Source organism: Flavihumibacter fluminis (genome assembly GCF_021491375.1).
In the GTDB taxonomy this organism is placed as follows: domain Bacteria; phylum Bacteroidota; class Bacteroidia; order Chitinophagales; family Chitinophagaceae; genus Flavihumibacter; species Flavihumibacter fluminis.
The window spans coordinates 17,967-34,751 of sequence record NZ_JAKEVY010000004.1; the positions used below are offsets into that span (position 1 = coordinate 17,967).

At 45.6% G+C, this 16,785-nt stretch carries 14 protein-coding genes; 6 read left to right on the forward strand and 8 right to left on the reverse strand.

Going from position 1 to position 16,785, the window contains the following annotated elements; translation table 11 throughout:
* Positions 1 to 217 precede the first annotated feature (217 nt).
* From L0U88_RS15280 to L0U88_RS15290, 3 genes are all read left to right on the forward strand, one after another.
* Positions 218 to 799 carry an RNA polymerase sigma factor gene (locus L0U88_RS15280; RefSeq protein ID WP_234866953.1) on the forward strand — a complete coding sequence of 194 codons (582 nt, stop codon included), beginning with the start codon at positions 218 to 220 and terminating at the stop codon, positions 797 to 799.
* A gap of 524 nt (positions 800 to 1,323) precedes the next feature.
* A complete protein-coding gene (locus L0U88_RS15285; protein WP_234866954.1) occupies positions 1,324 to 4,437 on the forward strand; it encodes a SusC/RagA family TonB-linked outer membrane protein in 3,114 nt (1,037 codons plus the stop codon).
* 23 nt (positions 4,438 to 4,460) lie between these two features.
* On the forward strand, positions 4,461 to 5,768 hold the full coding sequence (locus L0U88_RS15290) for a RagB/SusD family nutrient uptake outer membrane protein (RefSeq protein WP_234866955.1): 1,308 nt from the start codon (positions 4,461 to 4,463) through the stop codon (positions 5,766 to 5,768).
* Between the two features lie 79 nt (positions 5,769 to 5,847).
* On the opposite strand, the gene L0U88_RS15295 is transcribed toward L0U88_RS15290, so the two are convergent.
* From L0U88_RS15295 to L0U88_RS15315, 5 genes are all read right to left on the reverse strand, one after another.
* A complete protein-coding gene (locus L0U88_RS15295) occupies positions 5,848 to 7,806 on the reverse strand; it encodes a protein-disulfide reductase DsbD family protein (protein ID WP_234866956.1) in 1,959 nt (652 codons plus the stop codon).
* 15 nt (positions 7,807 to 7,821) lie between these two features.
* Positions 7,822 to 8,274, reverse strand: a complete 453-nt coding sequence (locus tag L0U88_RS15300; RefSeq protein ID WP_234866957.1) for a protein-disulfide reductase DsbD domain-containing protein — start codon at positions 8,272 to 8,274, stop codon at positions 7,822 to 7,824.
* A 68-nt stretch (positions 8,275 to 8,342) separates the two neighbouring features.
* Complete coding sequence (purQ, locus tag L0U88_RS15305; protein ID WP_234866958.1) at positions 8,343 to 9,008, reverse strand: phosphoribosylformylglycinamidine synthase subunit PurQ; 666 nt, start codon at positions 9,006 to 9,008, stop codon at positions 8,343 to 8,345.
* A 10-nt stretch (positions 9,009 to 9,018) separates the two neighbouring features.
* Entirely contained in the window at positions 9,019 to 10,008 is a 990-nt protein-coding gene (locus L0U88_RS15310) for a hypothetical protein (RefSeq protein WP_234866959.1), read from the reverse strand.
* Between the two features lie 12 nt (positions 10,009 to 10,020).
* Positions 10,021 to 11,556, reverse strand: a complete 1,536-nt coding sequence (locus L0U88_RS15315; protein WP_234866960.1) for a hypothetical protein — start codon at positions 11,554 to 11,556, stop codon at positions 10,021 to 10,023.
* A 196-nt stretch (positions 11,557 to 11,752) separates the two neighbouring features.
* Between L0U88_RS15315 and L0U88_RS15320 the strand changes: the two genes are divergently transcribed.
* The 3 genes from L0U88_RS15320 (at position 11,753) to L0U88_RS15330 (ending at position 14,828) form a co-directional block, all read left to right on the forward strand.
* Entirely contained in the window at positions 11,753 to 13,735 is a 1,983-nt protein-coding gene (locus tag L0U88_RS15320) for a KUP/HAK/KT family potassium transporter (protein ID WP_234866961.1), read from the forward strand.
* Positions 13,736 to 13,770: 35 nt separating this feature from the next.
* Positions 13,771 to 13,944, forward strand: a complete 174-nt coding sequence (locus L0U88_RS15325; protein ID WP_234866962.1) for a hypothetical protein — start codon at positions 13,771 to 13,773, stop codon at positions 13,942 to 13,944.
* Between the two features lie 101 nt (positions 13,945 to 14,045).
* On the forward strand, positions 14,046 to 14,828 hold the full coding sequence (locus tag L0U88_RS15330) for an alpha/beta hydrolase (protein WP_234866963.1): 783 nt from the start codon (positions 14,046 to 14,048) through the stop codon (positions 14,826 to 14,828).
* 10 nt (positions 14,829 to 14,838) lie between these two features.
* Here L0U88_RS15330 and L0U88_RS15335 read toward each other — a convergent pair whose 3' ends face one another.
* From L0U88_RS15335 to L0U88_RS15345, 3 genes are read right to left on the reverse strand one after another with little or no spacing between them, the layout of a single operon-like run.
* Complete coding sequence (locus L0U88_RS15335) at positions 14,839 to 15,450, reverse strand: hypothetical protein (RefSeq protein ID WP_234866964.1); 612 nt, start codon at positions 15,448 to 15,450, stop codon at positions 14,839 to 14,841.
* Positions 15,437 to 15,928: an RNA polymerase sigma factor gene (locus L0U88_RS15340; protein WP_234866965.1), complete on the reverse strand. Its 492-nt coding sequence runs from the start codon at positions 15,926 to 15,928 to the stop codon at positions 15,437 to 15,439. Before L0U88_RS15340 ends, L0U88_RS15335 begins: the two co-directional genes overlap by 14 nt.
* Positions 15,929 to 15,932: 4 nt before the next feature.
* Positions 15,933 to 16,784, reverse strand: coding sequence for an alpha/beta fold hydrolase (locus L0U88_RS15345; protein WP_234866966.1), 852 nt, complete (start codon positions 16,782 to 16,784; stop codon positions 15,933 to 15,935).
* Position 16,785: the final 1 nt, after the last annotated feature.

Consider the following 16,785-nt stretch of genomic DNA (forward strand, 5'->3'; position numbering starts at 1 on the left):
TAAATTCCTTTAGACTATTGACCGATAATTTTCGATAACTGGAAAATAATTTTAACAACCTCTTGTTTTTTCGAATAAATTATTATTTTTAGTTAACCAAACGTCCAAAACAAAAACCATAAATACTTCGCCTATCGTAGAATTACTAATACACTCGTAATTTTCCCACAAATCCAAGTAACCAATATCCCATTTAATACTAAAACCGTAGATGTTTATGAAATCACATTGCGTCAAAACAGACAATGAACTCATCCATTTGTTCATGGATGGAGACATGGCAGCCCTTGAAACCCTTATCCTCCGCCACAAAGACAAGTTGTACACGTCCATTCTTTTCCTCGTGAAAGACAAGTATCTCGCAGAAGATATTTTCCAGGACGTACTCATTAAAATTATTGACACGCTGCGCGCGGGCCGCTACACAGAAGAAGGTAAATTCCTTCCCTGGGCGATGCGGATTGCACACAACCTCTGTGTTGACCACTTTAGAAAAGTGAAGCGTTCTCCTGCAATTAAAACCAGTGATGATCGCGACATCTTTGAAGTGATCAATTTCACAGAAGAAGGTGCGGATGCAAAAATGATGAAGCGTCAGAGTCATGACCGGGTGCGCCAGATGCTGGATCGTTTACCGGAAGACCAGCGCGAAGTAATCATTCTGCGTCATTATGCTGAGTTGAGTTTTAAAGAAATCGCGGCGCTTACCAACTGCAGCATCAATACTGCGCTTGGCCGTATGCGTTATGGTTTGATCAACCTGCGTAAGATGATGACAGAGAAAAATATTGCGCTCTAGTTTTAATGATTTTTTAAATAATAAAAAAGAACGGAAACAATTTTACACTGTAATATTGCTATAGTAAAAAAACGATTAGCAAATCAAAATAATGTCATTCTGTAGCTCCCTCTGACATTTCCAATGTTCGCTTGCCAGCCAGAAGGCTGTTACAGAATGACGCCAAACTGAAGCCCCCACCCAGGGGGCTTTTTTATTACCCCTCTTCCTTTCCTCCTTTCCTCCATTCCCCCCTTTCCATTCCCGCATTTTCCCTCAACTCCCTCCTCATTACTGCCCTGATAATGAAAGTTTTAGCAAGATTAGATAAGTTGAACTGAGAATTTCTGCAATTATTTGCTGGTTTTTGCAACAATTTAATAGAAATAATAGTTAATTTCAGGTGCTGCTAAAAACTGAGAGAACTGTACTGCCCTACCTCCACCCGTATTCCTATTCTGAGGATACCTAAGGTGCATGCCTGTATTCCGGTTATTCGCAGCAGGTTTTGAAATCATCATTCATTTTAACTAAACACTGCTTTTATGAACTCAAGAACAAGTGCAAAACGAAGGAGTTGGAAGGTGCTGTTGCTTGGCCTGCCGCTTCAGTTGTTTGCCCTGGCAGTCATTGGACAGGTCAGCATTTCCGGAAAAGTTACTGACGAAAACGGACTGCCCCTTCCTTCCATTTCTGTGCAGGTAAGAACCACCACTGCTGGTGCCACTACTGATGAAACCGGTAGCTATACCATCACCAGCGATCTGAAACCCGGACGTTATGTACTGGAGTTTTCAGGAATTGCTTTTAAAACCATTACCCAGTCGCTGACTATTTCAGCAGGTGTTAGCTCCTATACCCTGGATGCCAGCCTGAAGTCAGACGCCACCAGCATGGATGAAGTAATCGTAACAGGTACTTCCCTGGGTACTACGCGTCGCCAGTTGGGTAACTTTGTTGCCACTGTTAAAGGTGATGAACTCACCAAGGGTGCAACCGGTAACGTACTGGCCGCCATGCAGGGTAAAACACCAGGTGCCCAGATCATCCAGAACAGTGGTGACCCCGGAGGAAGTATTTCTGTACGCCTGCGCGGTACCAGCACCATCAATGGTTCCAGTGAGCCGCTATATATTGTGGATGGTGTAATCGTAAGCAACAGTGCCCGCCGGGTTACCAATACCCAGGATGCTTATGACGGATTAATTTCTCCTGCCCCTAACCGCCTGGTGGATATCAACCCCGCCGATATTGAGCGCGTGGAAATCCTGAATGGTGCAGCTGCTGCAGCTATTTATGGTAGTCGCGCGAACGCCGGGGTTGTACAGATCTTCACCAAAAGAGGTAGCTCAGGCGCTCCTGTGGTTAGTTTCAATACATCGGTTAACATGAACCAGTTGAGAAAAGATGTGGGTTATAACAAAGCGCCTACCAAATTCGGCGGACCAGCTGATGGTCCGGGTGCTGTTACACAGGACATCCTTTTAACCGGATTAACCAACACCACTCCTGTTACACGTTACAATTACTGGGATTATATCTTCCGCACAGGTATCGGTACTGATAATAACATCTCTGTACGCGGAGGGAAAGACAAGACCAAATATTTCATGTCTGCTTCTCACCTGTACAACCAGGGTATTATCAAGAATACTGATTTCCAGCGTTTCAGTTTCAGAGTAAACCTCGACCAGGAAATCACCAAGTGGGCCAGTGTGAATGCCGGCCTGAACTATGTGAACAGCATGGCCAATGAGAAGCCGGATGGCAACTCTTTCTTCTCCCCCATCAACAGTGTGACCATCATTGGTAATTTCCATGATATCTGGCAGAGAGATGCCAATGGCAACCTGCAGGCAGTAGGTGAACGCGGTCGGATCAACCCGGTTAGCATTATTGAAGACATCAAACAGCGCAACCAGACCAACCGCATCATCAGTTCCCTTGGGTTAAAATTGAAACCCATGAAGGATCTGACCATTGATTATACCATGGGTATTGATAATATCTCGCAGGTAGGTACAACCTATATTCCTCCTTATACCTACAATGCCAGTCCGGGTTTCTGGGGTGGTGGTCCCTCTCTTGACCCAACCCAAAATGGATATGCATCTGTTGGTAACAACCAGCAGTTCCTGATCAACCATGAGATCAATGCTACGTTGAACAAGAACATTACAGAAGATTTTATTTCCACTACCCAGGTTGGTTATTCGCTGCAATATGAAAGATCCAATTTCTCTGTAGCACAGGGTCGTGGTCTGGCTCCCTTTGTACAAACAGTAGGAGGCGCCAGTACGGTACTTCCGGGATCAGATGCACGTTCTGAAATCTCTATTTCAGGTGGTTACCTGCAGCAAAACTTCAAGTTTAAAAATCGCTACTTCTTAACAGCTGCCGGAAGGATCGATGGTTCTTCTGTGTTCGGTGAAGATCAGCGCAACCAGTTCTATCTCAAGCTGAGTGGCTCTTATGTGATGAGTGATGAAAACTTCTGGGAGAAACTGGGACTCGCAAAAACCTGGAATTACTTCAAGCTCCGCGCAGCTTATGGCGAAAGTGGTAACCTGACTGGTATTGGTGCCTATGATCGCTTCAATATCTACAATGCTTCTCCCCTGGTGGGAAGAACAGCCCTGTTATCACCCGGACAACTGGCCAATACCAATATGCGTCCGGAAGTACAAAAAGAGATTGAGATCGGAACCGATATGGCCTTCTTCAACAGCCGGCTGAATGTAACCTTCAACTGGTACAATAAAAAAGTGACCGACCTGTTGATTTCGCGCTTTATTGCTCCAAGTACCGGTTACAGCAGCCTGCTGGATAACGTAGGTGTGGTTCGTAACAAGGGTATTGAACTGATGATTGGTGGTTCACCCATCCGCACTAAAAATTTCCGCTGGGATGTGGATGTAATCTTCAACCGCAACAGAAACGTAGTGGAAGAAATCCCGCAGGGATTGATCCAGTTTAACCTGCCTGCAGGATCTGTATCGCTGCTGCGTGGTGCACCCATTGGTGTGTTCTATGGATTCTTCTTTGCGAGAGACGAAAATGGTGGAGAAATCAAAAATGCAAATGGCATCCCTGTTCAGGAAAGAGGAACGCAGAACAGTCCGCTTTCGTATACGCCTCAAAGAGGAGCAGACGGATTGCCAACCGGAACACCTTTGCGTAAGATTGTTGGAGATCCTAACCCCGACTGGACAGGAACCCTCGTGAACACCTTTGAATACAAGAATCTGTCTTTGCGTGTACAACTGGATGCGGTACAGGGCGTAGATGTATTCAATGCTGATTTCCGTACCCGCCAGGGCGTAGGAAACGGGGCTGAATTTGCAGAAAAAGAACACCGTGGTGAATTGCCAAGAGGTTATATCAGTGGCATCTATGCCATTGAAGAGTGGAGAATTGATGATGGAAGTTTTGTAAAACTGCGGGAAGTATCACTGAGCTATGGATTGGGTAAAGTTGGTAAAGCCATCAGTGATCTGCGTATAGGCCTTTCCGGTAGAAACCTGATCAGCTGGGATAATTACAAAGGATTTGATCCGGAAACCAATGCCGGTGGTGGAAGTAATATTGCCCGTGGTATTGACTTTGGTAATGTGCCCATTCCGAGAACATTCGCCTTCAACATCAGTGCAAGATTCTAGTACCTAACCTCCAATTAAAACGTATGAAAAGAATTATTTATAAAGGATTCCTGCTCACTTCCCTGGCGTTCAGCCTGGTAGCCTGCAGCAAGAATTTCACTAACCCGGGTGCTACCCCGGTAGAGGATGCGCTGTCGAATTCAACCGGACTTACCGGTGTGGCAGTAGGCGTGCAGAAACAATACAGTGTGGGTCGCCAGTCGGCTTTGTACAACCTGGTAACCGCCAATGGCTTCTCCTCCTTTGAACTGAGTTTAAGAAATGAAGGAAACGTGGATGAGTTTAACTTATGGCGGGGTGGTATCAATGTGGATGGCAACAACAATATCCTGGGCAACCTGTGGACCAGCAGTTTGAAAGTCATCTTTGATGCCAACAATGTAATTGACAATGCTGCCAACCTGGGTGATAGAGGATATGCAGCCGGACTGATTGGTTATGCGTCCATCTTCAAGGCCATGGCATTGGGCAACCTGTCGATGTATTGGGAACAAATCCCTGCATCTATTGGAACCAATGTGAGTTTTAAGAGTCGCGCTGAAGGATTTGCAGAAGCGATTGCAACATTGGATGCAGCTTTGGCCGCGATTGCTGCCAATCCTATCAGTGCGCAGTTTTTAACCAACCTTCCCGCCGGCATTGAAATCCCGAATACCCTGCAGGCACTGAAGGCCAGGTACTCCCTGTTCAGTGGCAATTATGCAGCTGCGCTGGCTGCCGCCAATGCGGTTGACCTGACCAAGAAGAGCACCATGAATTTTGATGCGGTATCACCCAACCCTATTTTCAATGTGTCTACTGCCACCAATAACGTGTTCCAGGTAATTGATTCCACTTTTGGTTTACCGGAAGCGTTGAGACCTGATATGACAGATGGCCGGATTGGATTCTACATGAGTGTGAACCCAACCATAGCTCCCCGCTGGCGCATAAAAGGTTTTGGTGCAGAGCTGGCAACTCCCTGGGCGATTTATGTTCCGGGTGAGATGACCCTCATCAAAGCTGAAGCCCTTGCAAGAGCAGGTGGTGCTTCCCTGAACGATGCTGTTACAGAACTCAATAAGATCCTTACCAAAACCAGTGCAGCTGATCCCTTTGGTATTGGTGCCAATCAACCGGTATATGGTGGTGCGGTTACACAGGAAGCAGTGCTAACAGAAATTTATCGTCAGCGTTGTATTGAGTTGTACATGCAGGGCTTCAAAATGGAAGACATGAGGAGGTTCAATCGTTCCAATGATCCCAATGTAGAGAAGAAAAGAAACTTCTTCCCTTATCCTTTCCGTGAGCGGGATAATAATCCGAATACGCCTACGGATCCTACCTTCTAGCAGTTAGTTTGGTTTTAATTATAAAGGTTAGGCTGTTAGCAGTAAGCAAAGAGGCTGTCGAAATCGACAGCCTCTTCTTTTATTTCTTTTCAAATGCATCCAGTCCGCATTGCAGCCAGTCGGCATAGGCTTGCTTGTCCGGCGTATACCCCACGGGGTTATTCATCAGTTTTTCTTCCGGTGAAAGAATCACATACCAGGGCTGAGAAGCATTTTTAAAATTCTCGGTCTGGAAGGTGACGAATTTATCACCGATGGTTTTAATTTCTTTTTGCACTCCTTTTTCATTGGTGTAGATAAACTGTTCCGCATCAGGCAGAAGTTTTCGATCATCCACATAAAGTGAAACCAGGATAAATTTTTCCATCAGGGCTTTGACATTCGCATCCGGCCAAACATTCTCTTCCATTCTGCGACAGTTCACACAGGCCCATCCGGTAAAGTCGATCAGCAGGGGCTTATTCAACTCTTTGGAAAGTTTCAGCGCCTTTTCGTAATCATTTACAATGATGGTTTCTTCGTGATGATACACACTATAGGTCAGGGGTGGAGGAAATCCACTCAGCAATTTCAGATTGGCGTAGGGAGTATTGGTCAAGCCGGGAATCAGGTACAAGGTGAACAAGGCAAACAGGGTTCCAAAGACTTTGCGGGTAGTGCCCAGTTTTTTAACCGGACCTTCATGCGGGAAGCGGATCAGTCCAAATAGGTAGAGACTGGTAACAAGTCCGATTACAATCCAGATACCGAAGAATACTTCTCTTTTAAGGATACCCCAGTGCATTACGAGATCTGCATTGCTCAGGAATTTAATCGCCAATGCCAGTTCTACAAATCCGAGCACCACTTTAACGGTGGTAAGCCATCCTCCTGATTTCGGGATCGCATTCAGCCAGTTGGGGAAGAGGGCAAACAAGGCAAAGGGTAATGCCAGTGCGAGACCAAATCCACCCATGCCGGCAGTAAGCTGCATAGCTCCACCATTGGAGGAAAGAGATCCTGCCAGCAGGGAACCCAGGATGGGACCTGTACAGGAAAACGATACCAGGGCCAGGGTCAGGGCCATAAAGAAAATACCCACGCTGCCACCTACACCGGTTTTGGAATCCACCGAGTTGGAGATACTACTGGGCAAGGTGATTTCAAACAAGCCGAAAAACGAAAGGGCAAACACTACGAAAATCACAAAGAAGAGCAGGTTGAGCCAAACGTTGGTCGAGATATTATTCAGTATTTCCGGGTTCAGTGTATCCAGGAAATGGAAGGGCGCAGATAAGAGGATATAAATCAGGAAAATGAAAAAGCCATACAACATCGCATTGCCGATTCCCTTTTTGCGATCCTGTGATTTTTTGGTGAAAAAGGAAACGGTAAGAGGAATCATTGGGAATACACAGGGAGTGAAGAGGGCAATCAACCCACCCAGGAAACCGAGCACGAAAATATTTAGGAGTCCGCCTTCACCTTCTTTCACCAGTCCGGTTCCTCCGCAATCGGCGGCAGGCTGATCCAATTGAATGGCAGCTCTTTTAATGATACCCTGGGTGCCATCTACTGTTTTCAGCGTAGCAACAGCAAGCGATCCATCGGCTTCCAGTTCAAAGCGGAAAGGAACTTCCTCTGGCCCGATGATCTCCTCCCCTTTCAGGGCCATGTAATTGATACTGCCCTTGAGCAGTTGCTGGCCACTCAGGTTCTGAAGCGGGATACGAATTTCCAGTTCATTTTGGAAATAGGGAATCCGGTCGTTTTCAAACAGGGGTTCGGGCTGATTTTCCAGCTTTCCTGTTTCCACTGGGGTTCCCATTTGGGCAGCCCAGGAGGAGTCCGCAACAATCCGGGTATTGGGTTGCTCATCGGTGGCGGTGATGGAATACAATTTCCAACCGGGAGCAATTTTTGCTTTTAGTATTATTTCAGGAGTTCCGGAACTGTTGGAACCGGTAAAGGTCCATTCAACGGGCTTCGGAGTTTCCTGCGCATGCAGGGGCAACTGGAGTACCAGTAAAATTAGGGGTAGTAAAATTCGATTGAGCATACCAATCAGGGTTTATTAACCACCGAGCGCTACCTTGAAATTGACGGTGGAGGGGGGAAGGCATTCTTTATCGTTGCAGACCATGAATTCAACTTTGCCTGCGAGGGTAGGTTTGGCCTTTCCTTTCACTTTGACAACCTGAATAAAATCTACTTTTTTCTCGTAATAACGAACTTCAGAGCTGAATGCTTCTTCGTACACTTTTTTGAGTTTGCCTTGCTCTTTTACCTGGCCATCGAAGCTGATCAGGGGGTTTTTGGTAAAATCAAAAGTGGTTGAAACCGGACCATCGCCTCCATCCTGTGCGTACATATGAAAATTACCGCCGATATCAGCAGTCATGCGTACCTCATAGGTATTTTCAGCAATTTTTTTGGATTGAAAGGTCCAGCGAACCTGTTTTTCGCTTTGGGCAAAAGCACCTGTAGCAAGTACCAGTACCAGAAAAGAGAGTAACATTTTTTTCATGGCTCAAAATTCAGCGAAAAAAATCAAATGTTATGTTAACCAAGTCACACAAGGTCCCAGATTAACAGTTATCTGACACCTAACAGGGAGGCAAAAACAGTGCGGCCATCCAGGTTACCGAGGGCTTCTGAAGTAGCTCTTTCGGGGTGGGGCATCATTCCGAATACATTTCCGGCGGCATTCCGGATACCGGCAATATTTCTAAGTGCCCCATTTGGGTTGGCTTTGGTGTCAATGGAACCACCGGCATCACAGTAGCGATAGATCACCTGGTTATTGGCTTCCAGTTGATCCAGGGTAGCTTCATCTGCGAAAAAGCGTCCTTCACCATGGGCGATAGGAATTTTCAGGGCCTGGTTGGAATCGCCTCCTTTCAGGTACACATTTTTGCAGATAAACTGCTGGTTGGCATTTCTTAATAATACACCGGGAAGAAGGTGAGCTTCACATAAAATCTGGAAACCGTTACAAACGCCCAGCACTTTTCCTCCTTTATTGGCAAATTCAATCACGCTTTGCATCATCGGGCTAAAGCGGGCTACTGCACCACAGCGCAGGTAATCGCCATAAGAAAATCCTCCGGGTAAAACAATGCAGTCGTTGGTGTTGAAGGCGGACAGGTCCTTGTCTTTATGCCAGAGCATGATGACTTCCTGCCCCAGGTCATTTTGCAGGGCTTCCTGCATATCGCGGTCACAGTTGGATCCGGGGAAAACGACTACACCAAACTTCATGTAGGAGAATTTAAGGCGCAAAAGTAATGAAATTGATGGCCATCACAAAGGCAAAGAGCAGCCAATGTAAAATCAGCGGAAACAATTTCTTATCGGGGTAAAAATAGGCTGCCGCATGAAAACAGGCGATGGGAATGACACTCAGCATCCAGTGCTGGTAGTTATCACCCGGATTTACGAGGATGACGATGAGTCCGACCAGCAGTATCAACAACAGCAAACTCCAGTTCTTCCGCACCTGGATCAGCATTTTATTCAGGTTATCCTGTACAAAAAAGGCGCCTACCAGGAATGGTATGACCAGCAATAAAATTCCTCCTGTAGTCCAGAGCGATTCCGGCAATTTCGGCAGGTGGAACTGGATGGAAGGGATCAGTTCTTCAGGGTGCCAGTTATCGGTCAGGTACATGATCACCAGCAGAAAATAAAAGGGTGCCATATAACCGATCAGGGCTACCACGAATTCTCCTATCCGGAGGGGTCGGGTAATAAAAATGCCCAGGATTACCATTACCACAAATCCAATGGAGGGGGTATATAATAAAGGCAGGATACCTGCCAGCAGGGTAGTATTAAAAATGGCTCCCATGGCCCGCGGATTATTGTACCAGCGCACCATACCATACCAGATCCAGATCAGGGCAAAGTTCACCAGCAAGGTACTGGAGAACTGGTTCCATTCCGACAGCAGGCTGCTGACCAACAAGAACGCCATCCCAAAAAGGTAATTGGGCTTGGGCAGGAGTTTGATGGTATTGGCGATCCGGTTCAGGAGGCTGGCCTGCAGGTAGAGCAGCAAAAAAGCAAGCAGGGGATAAAAAAACCCTTGCTCACCGAAGAAAGGAGCAAGGGTATTGAGTAATAATTTATAGAGATAATTATCATCCTCCTGCTTCAACGGAGCAGTGGCATGCAGAAATACCGGGAATTTTAGTACAAAGGCATAAATCAGCAGGATGAGGGCATTGCCTGGATTTTTCTGCCTGAAAACTCCTATCACGTTGGCTGGGTTTTAAAAATCGACCCTGGCGAAGCACAGGTAATTCCTGTACAGGCAGGGTATGATGATCTGCCTGCCACTAACCTGCTTCGCGAATCTAGGCATGAAATCGTATCCCTTATCCAGGTTTTTCAAAGTTGGATAGCGGGTAATCTTACCCGTTGGATCCAGGCTTTGGTCGGTCAATACAAAAGTTCTTCTTTCGAAAGTATTAAAAAGAAAGTGAACTTCCCCGCCTGTATTCATGATTCCATAAGAAATCAGGTTATCGCTTTCATCGTCGAACTGATTTTTGGTAATCACATTGCTCCATTCCCTGGTACCATCCTGGCTGAAGGAAATCACCAGAACGTTTTCAGCAAAATAGCGGTTCATAGGGTTGTTGTTCCAGCCATACCGGTTCCAGGGCATGCCAAAAGGAGAATAAATCGGCGACCAATAACCGTAATTCATGGGACCGAACCAGGGATTGCCCCAGCCCATATAATCCCACCGGTTGAAACCATTATTGCGAGAAGTGGTATAAAGAGACTCACTCACGATAGCAAAACCACCATCCTTCCGGGTAAAGATATTTTTGATGAAGAAATCATTGAAGGCTGATTTTTTGTTGGCATCGGTACCTTTGGCCATCACCCGCAGATCATCAGTAAATACAATAGCCGTATCCATCACTTTGGCATTATTGCCTTTATCCCAGTTCACCAGGTAGAGTCCTTCTATATTTCCTCTTTTCTGCCGGGAGAAAAAGGAAGCCAGAATCACCCGGTTGTTACTGTTATCGATTTTCATGAGCAGGTTGTCGAGAATCTGTTTACCGATTTCGACATTTCGGATACTAAAACCCAGGGAATCCGGGTGTTTGATTAACATATTCACCCCGGATATGAAGTCAGAGTTACCTGCTCTTGAGAAGCGGGCTACCACCAGTTCTCCGGAATTGCTCAGGTGAAAGTCTGAGAAATAATCACCTTTTTCATCCATGTCAACCTGGCTGAAATTGCGGGTGATCAGGGCCAGATTCTCATCATAAAGGAAAGAAGTGATGAAGAATTTACGCGGATTACTACTGTTAACCTTAAACAACATGATCTTTTGTTTGTCGTCACTGTTGATGACGGTATAGATCTTATTGCTGGATGTATAACCGATTTCGGTGGTATCCAGGGTTACCGGGTTGCCCAGGGGTTTACCATTGGCACCGATGGCGATATAATCACAATACACCACCCGCTTGCGCTGGTACTGGTAAAAGAAAAGGATTTTTTCAGGATAGGTGATATAATCCACATTGATCACACGGTCGGGCATAAAGTCCATAAGCACCCTGTCCTGCGACTTCATTTCATCATCATAGATGGAAATCGCATGTTCTGTCCGGTTATTTTTATAGATCAGGATGTTGCCGTCTATTTTTCCCAGGATCTCAAAAGAGGTACGGCGCGAGTCTTCCTTTTCAGGCTCCGTATATACTATCCGGGGAGCCTGGGCGTTTACATTAATAAGGGCCAATAAAAAAATGCCAAACAATACGAGTTTGATTTTCATTTCGTACGCTTTAGTTAAAGGTAATATCCATTGCAGATATTTATAGGACAATTTTACGCACCAGTCGGTTGTTTATGTTCACAACATATGCATAAGGTATGATTATTTTAACTATACCTTTGCAAGACGACCATCCATATAGCTGGTCTATTCTGAATACCAGTCGGCAGTTGAATGCCGGCGCAATAGTCTAACAGTGGGAAAAAATTTAGACAAAGTCTCATTAGGAGGCCTCTTAATTGCTTTAGGAATTATTTACGGTGATATTGGAACTTCTCCTCTCTATGTATTTAACGCGATTATATCCGGCAGGACTGTCACGGAGGATTTGATTGTTGGAGCTTTGTCCTGTATTATCTGGACCCTCACCCTGGTAACCACGGTTAAGTATGTATGGTTGGTATTGCGGGCAGATAACCGGGGGGAAGGCGGAACCTTTGCCCTGTATGCATTGGTACGGCGAAGAAAAAAATGGCTGGTAGTACCGGCCATGATTGGGGGGGCTTCCCTGATGGCAGATGGTATCATCACCCCTCCCATGACCATTACTTCTTCCATTGAAGGATTAAGAGAGTTGCCGGTATTTCATGAATTGCAGACTTCCACCATTGTATATATTGTATTGGCGATTATATCGCTGTTCTTTTTTATGCAGCAGTTTGGGACTGCTTCCATTGGAAAGATGTTCGGTCCCATTATGATGGTCTGGTTTACCATGCTGGGTATTTTGGGGGTATTGCATATTACAGATGATCTATCCATTTTAAAGGCGATCAATCCTTATTACGCGGTCAACTTTTTGGCTACCTATCCCAAGGCGATCTGGTTGCTGGGTGCGGTATTCCTTTGTACAACGGGTGCGGAAGCGCTGTATAGTGACCTGGGACATTGCGGTCGGGATAATATACGTTTCTCCTGGATTTATGTAAAAACCTGCCTGTTGCTGAATTATTTCGGACAGGGCGCGTTTTTGCTGGCCAATCGTACCGGCATTGAAGTTACCCCTGCGGCAAAAGCAGAGCTGGGTATTAATGCTTTTTACGACCTGATGCCACAATGGTTTATTATACCGGGGGTGATTATCGCCACCACTGCTGCCATTATCGCCAGCCAGGCAATGATCTCCGGTGCCTACACCCTGATCAGTGAAGCCATGCGCCTCAATTTGTGGCCCAGGCTGAAGATTCGATATCCTTCTGAGGAAAAAGGCCAGTTGTTTATACCGGGTATCAACACCATGATGTTTATAGGTTGCGTGGGCATTGTATTATACTTTAAGGAATCTTCCCGTATGGAAGCTGCCTATGGTTTGGCGATTATAGTTACCCTGATTACTACCACGATCCTGTTTTCAAATTATATGGTGGCACGCAGGATTAATTCGGGACTGATCTACCTGTTTCTGATTACCTTCCTGGTGATTGAAATAACCTTCCTGGTAGCCTTGCTGGAAAAGTTTACCCATGGGGGTTATATCACCCTGATTATTGGGCTGGGTATGTTCATCATCATGTATGTATCCTACCGGAGTCGCAAGATCAAAAACCGCTATGTGGAATTTGTTCGGCTGGAGCATTATGTGCCCATGATCCAGGAACTCAGTAATGACAAAACAGTTCCGAAACATGCTACCCACCTGGTGTATATGACCAGTGCGAACAACCCCAAAGAGATTGAACACAAGATCATTTATTCCATCCTGAACAAGAAACCCAAGCGGGCAGACATCTACTGGTTTGTGCATGTGGATACGCTGGATGATCCTTATACCTGTGAGTATGTGGTAGACCATATCATTCCCAATGATATTATCCGGGTGGAATTCAGGCTGGGCTTCCGGATGGAACCAAAAATCAACCTGTTGTTCCGCAAAGTGGTGGAAGAGTTGGTGAACAATAAGGAAGTGAATATTTACAGCCGGTACGAAAGCCTGGAGCGAAACAATGTGGTGGGTGATTTCCAGTTTATCGTAATGGAAAAATACTTGAGCCAGGATAATGAACTGCCATTCTTTGAGCGCATCATCATGAAGATTTATTTCTGGCTGAAAGAAATCAGTCTCTCTGAAGAAAGAGGTTTTGGTCTCGACCCCTCCAATGTCGTGGTGGAGAAATTCCCGCTTATTGTTGCACCCGTAACCACGATACGGTTGAAGCGGGTGTATCATGAGGAGGAATAAGGAAGAGGAGACAAAGGAGAAGGGAGACGGGAGGAATGGAAGAGGAAACAAAGGAGAAGGGAGACGGGAGACGGGAAGCAGGAGACAAAGGAGGCATGGAAGAGGATACAAAGGAGACAGGATACAGAGGAAACAAAGGAGACAGGATACAGAGGAGACGGGAGAATGGGAATACCGAGGAATGGGAAAAGTGCACTAATTGGGGGTAAACCCGACGGGTAGAAATTCACCATTCACTTTATTCACCTCATTGACCTTATTCACCTCATTCACTCGATTCACCTCCTTCCAATGTATTATCTTCCATACCATGATCCTCCTCTACATCTTCCTTGCCATATTGCTCCTGAGCGTGCTGGGATATTTCCTGCAGGAAAAACTGATTTTCAAACCGGAGAAACTGGCGGCTGATTTTGAGTTTAAATATGATAGTCCATTTCGGGAATTGTTCTTTCATCCGGAGCCGGGGGTCAGTATCAATGGACTGCATTTTTACCGCGACAAACCGGAAGGATTAATCCTCTACCTGCATGGCAATAGTCGCAGTATTAAGGGCTGGGCCAAATATGCCCGGGATTTTTACCGGTACAACTATGACGTAGTGCTTATTGATTACCGGGGCTTTGGAAAAAGTACCGGCAAAAGAAGCGAGAAACAGTTGCTTTCAGATATCCAGTTTGTTTACGCTGAACTTACCCACCAGTACCCTGAACATCATATCATTGTTTATGGCAGAAGTATAGGTAGTGGATTTGCTGCCAAGCTGGCTTCGGATAATCGTCCCCGTTACCTGATCCTGGACGCGCCTTATTATAGTTTCAAAAAAGTAGTGGAACGATTTCTGCCCATCCTGCCGGTGTCTGTGGTATTGCGTTATCACCTCCGAACAGACAAATGGATCCGGCATGTGAATTGTCATACCTATATCCTGCATGGCACGCGCGACTGGTTGATTCCCATCCGGCACAGTGAAAAATTGCAGGCAATCAATCGTTCCAAAATCACCTTAATACGGATCGAAGGTGGAGGGCATAATAACCTGCCCTCCTATCCGGAGTACCATAATTTTCTGAGAGATATTCTGAAGTATTGATCCAACCGGATTATTCATTTGTTGTCAACTGCTGCTCTACCTCTTTCAGCTCATCAATGATCGATTGAAGGCGCCCTTTCTCTTTACGTATACTTCTCTTACCCAGGTAAAAATAGGCGAAGAGAATCCAGGCTGCTGTAACCACCACCGCTATCGATGCCTGGAGCATTTTCATAAAAGAGAGTACTTCAATATAATAGATGCCAATAGCCAATGTAAGCAGGATGGCAAAGACTGGTGCCTGGAATTGAATCATGCGCATCCGCATGGCATAATACTCCTCCCATTGCCGTAGATGAGCCGAAGGAGCAGCCGCATCATCAATGGCATTGATTTTTGAGTAGGTATAGAACATGATTCCCATCTGCATAAGGGATAACAATACAATCAGTCCCATTGAAAAATAGGTGTACCAGTATTTGAAACCGAAATTTCCATAGAAGATCATCCAGGTGATAAAGGCCGCAGTAAAAATCTGGCCGATGGCACCAATCAGTTGGGTATTCTTCAACCACTTGCGGTTACGCTGGGAGGTACTGCTGAGTTCAGCAGGTGTAGAAATCTGCCTGGCTGTACCTGGCTCCTCCTGCCAGATTTTTTTCAGTGCATCAAAGTCTTGCATATTGATTATAGATTTCTGTCAATTGTTTTTTAATACGATGAATTTTCACGCGCAGGTTGTTCACACTGATATCAACTACTGCAGCAATTTCCTCATAGGACTGATCTTCCAGCACCATGGAAATAAGGAGACGATCGGCTTCCGGAAGTTTGCTGATGCAGGTGTACAATAACTGTACTTCCTGCTCCCGGTTTGATTTTTCCTCCTGTAACTGTGCAACCGGGTGTTCATCAATATCCACGGTTTTCAACTTACGCTTCCGCAAATAGGTGAGGCAGGTATTCACCGCGATTCTGTAAATCCAGGTTTTCCAGGAAGCTTCCTGCCGAAACTTGTGCATATTGTTCCAGACCGATAGAAAGACTTCCTGCAACAGGTCCTCCGCCTGCGTACGGTCTCCGGTATAACCCATACAGAGTTTTAGTATACCGGGAGCGTACTGCTCGTAGAGATCCGTAAATTCTTTGTGTTGCTTCACCTGCTTATTTGTTTAAAAATGCAGTTAATTCAGTTATAAACCAATTCGGCTGATCGTACATGATGAAATGTTTACTATCAGCAACTTTAATTACCAGGTCAGGTGTTTGCTCATATTGCTGCTTCAGCCAACGTTCAGATTGCTCTTTTGTCTGATAAATACTACCCATCACCAATACAGGTTGAGGAATTTTCTTTAATGCTGCGCGAAGATCGGTGGTAGACATTTCCAGCAATGTGGTAGCAAGTGTTTTGCGGTCGCTGTTGTATTGCCAGATTGCGATCTGCCTTGCTCTTGCAGTATCCTGTACCTGCCAGCGCATAGCCATGGCTGTTTGATCAACAAACCCTTTATCGGGAAGGTTTTGAAAATTACGAATCACCAGTTCCGGATTGAATGCCGGATTTTTCTTCACTGAATCAACCGTGATTTGAGGTCTGCCTAATGCTGAAATAAATGGCACACCATCCACACAGACAATTTTTCCAAAGAGTCCCGGTGCTTCGCTTGCCACCCAGATGCTCATAAAAGCTCCGAGGCTATGCCCCACCAGAATTGGTTTATTTAGTTTTTTATCTTTTACATAGCGAATGATATCTCCTTTTACTGTTTTCAGTACCGGTGTATCTATAGCCGGTTGGCCTGCATACCCGGCCAGGGTCAACACATGACACTCGTAGTTTGCGCTAAGGATTGCAACCGTTTCCTTCCAGACATCACCACTGCAGCTATAGCCGGGAATCAGCAGCAGGGCTGGCCCCTTTCCGCTTACTTCTGTTTTAAATGCATATTGAGCCTGGGATTTCAATACTATTCCCAGATAAAATACCATACAAAAAAGGATTCGAAGGTTCATA

What these genes read in the sequence shown, in the direction of transcription:
- L0U88_RS15280 (WP_234866953.1), top strand. Translation starts at nt 218, where the DNA reads ATGAAATCACATTGCGTCAAAACAGACAATGAACTCATCCATTTGTTC.
- L0U88_RS15285 (WP_234866954.1), top strand. Translation starts at nt 1,324, where the DNA reads ATGAACTCAAGAACAAGTGCAAAACGAAGGAGTTGGAAGGTGCTGTTG.
- L0U88_RS15290 (WP_234866955.1), top strand. Translation starts at nt 4,461, where the DNA reads ATGAAAAGAATTATTTATAAAGGATTCCTGCTCACTTCCCTGGCGTTC.
- L0U88_RS15295 (WP_234866956.1), bottom strand. Translation starts at nt 7,806, where the DNA reads ATGCTCAATCGAATTTTACTACCCCTAATTTTACTGGTACTCCAGTTG.
- L0U88_RS15300 (WP_234866957.1), bottom strand. Translation starts at nt 8,274, where the DNA reads ATGAAAAAAATGTTACTCTCTTTTCTGGTACTGGTACTTGCTACAGGT.
- purQ (WP_234866958.1), bottom strand. Translation starts at nt 9,008, where the DNA reads ATGAAGTTTGGTGTAGTCGTTTTCCCCGGATCCAACTGTGACCGCGAT.
- L0U88_RS15315 (WP_234866960.1), bottom strand. Translation starts at nt 11,556, where the DNA reads ATGAAAATCAAACTCGTATTGTTTGGCATTTTTTTATTGGCCCTTATT.
- L0U88_RS15325 (WP_234866962.1), top strand. Translation starts at nt 13,771, where the DNA reads ATGGAAGAGGAAACAAAGGAGAAGGGAGACGGGAGACGGGAAGCAGGA.
- L0U88_RS15330 (WP_234866963.1), top strand. Translation starts at nt 14,046, where the DNA reads ATGATCCTCCTCTACATCTTCCTTGCCATATTGCTCCTGAGCGTGCTG.
- L0U88_RS15335 (WP_234866964.1), bottom strand. Translation starts at nt 15,450, where the DNA reads ATGCAAGACTTTGATGCACTGAAAAAAATCTGGCAGGAGGAGCCAGGT.
- L0U88_RS15345 (WP_234866966.1), bottom strand. Translation starts at nt 16,784, where the DNA reads ATGAACCTTCGAATCCTTTTTTGTATGGTATTTTATCTGGGAATAGTA.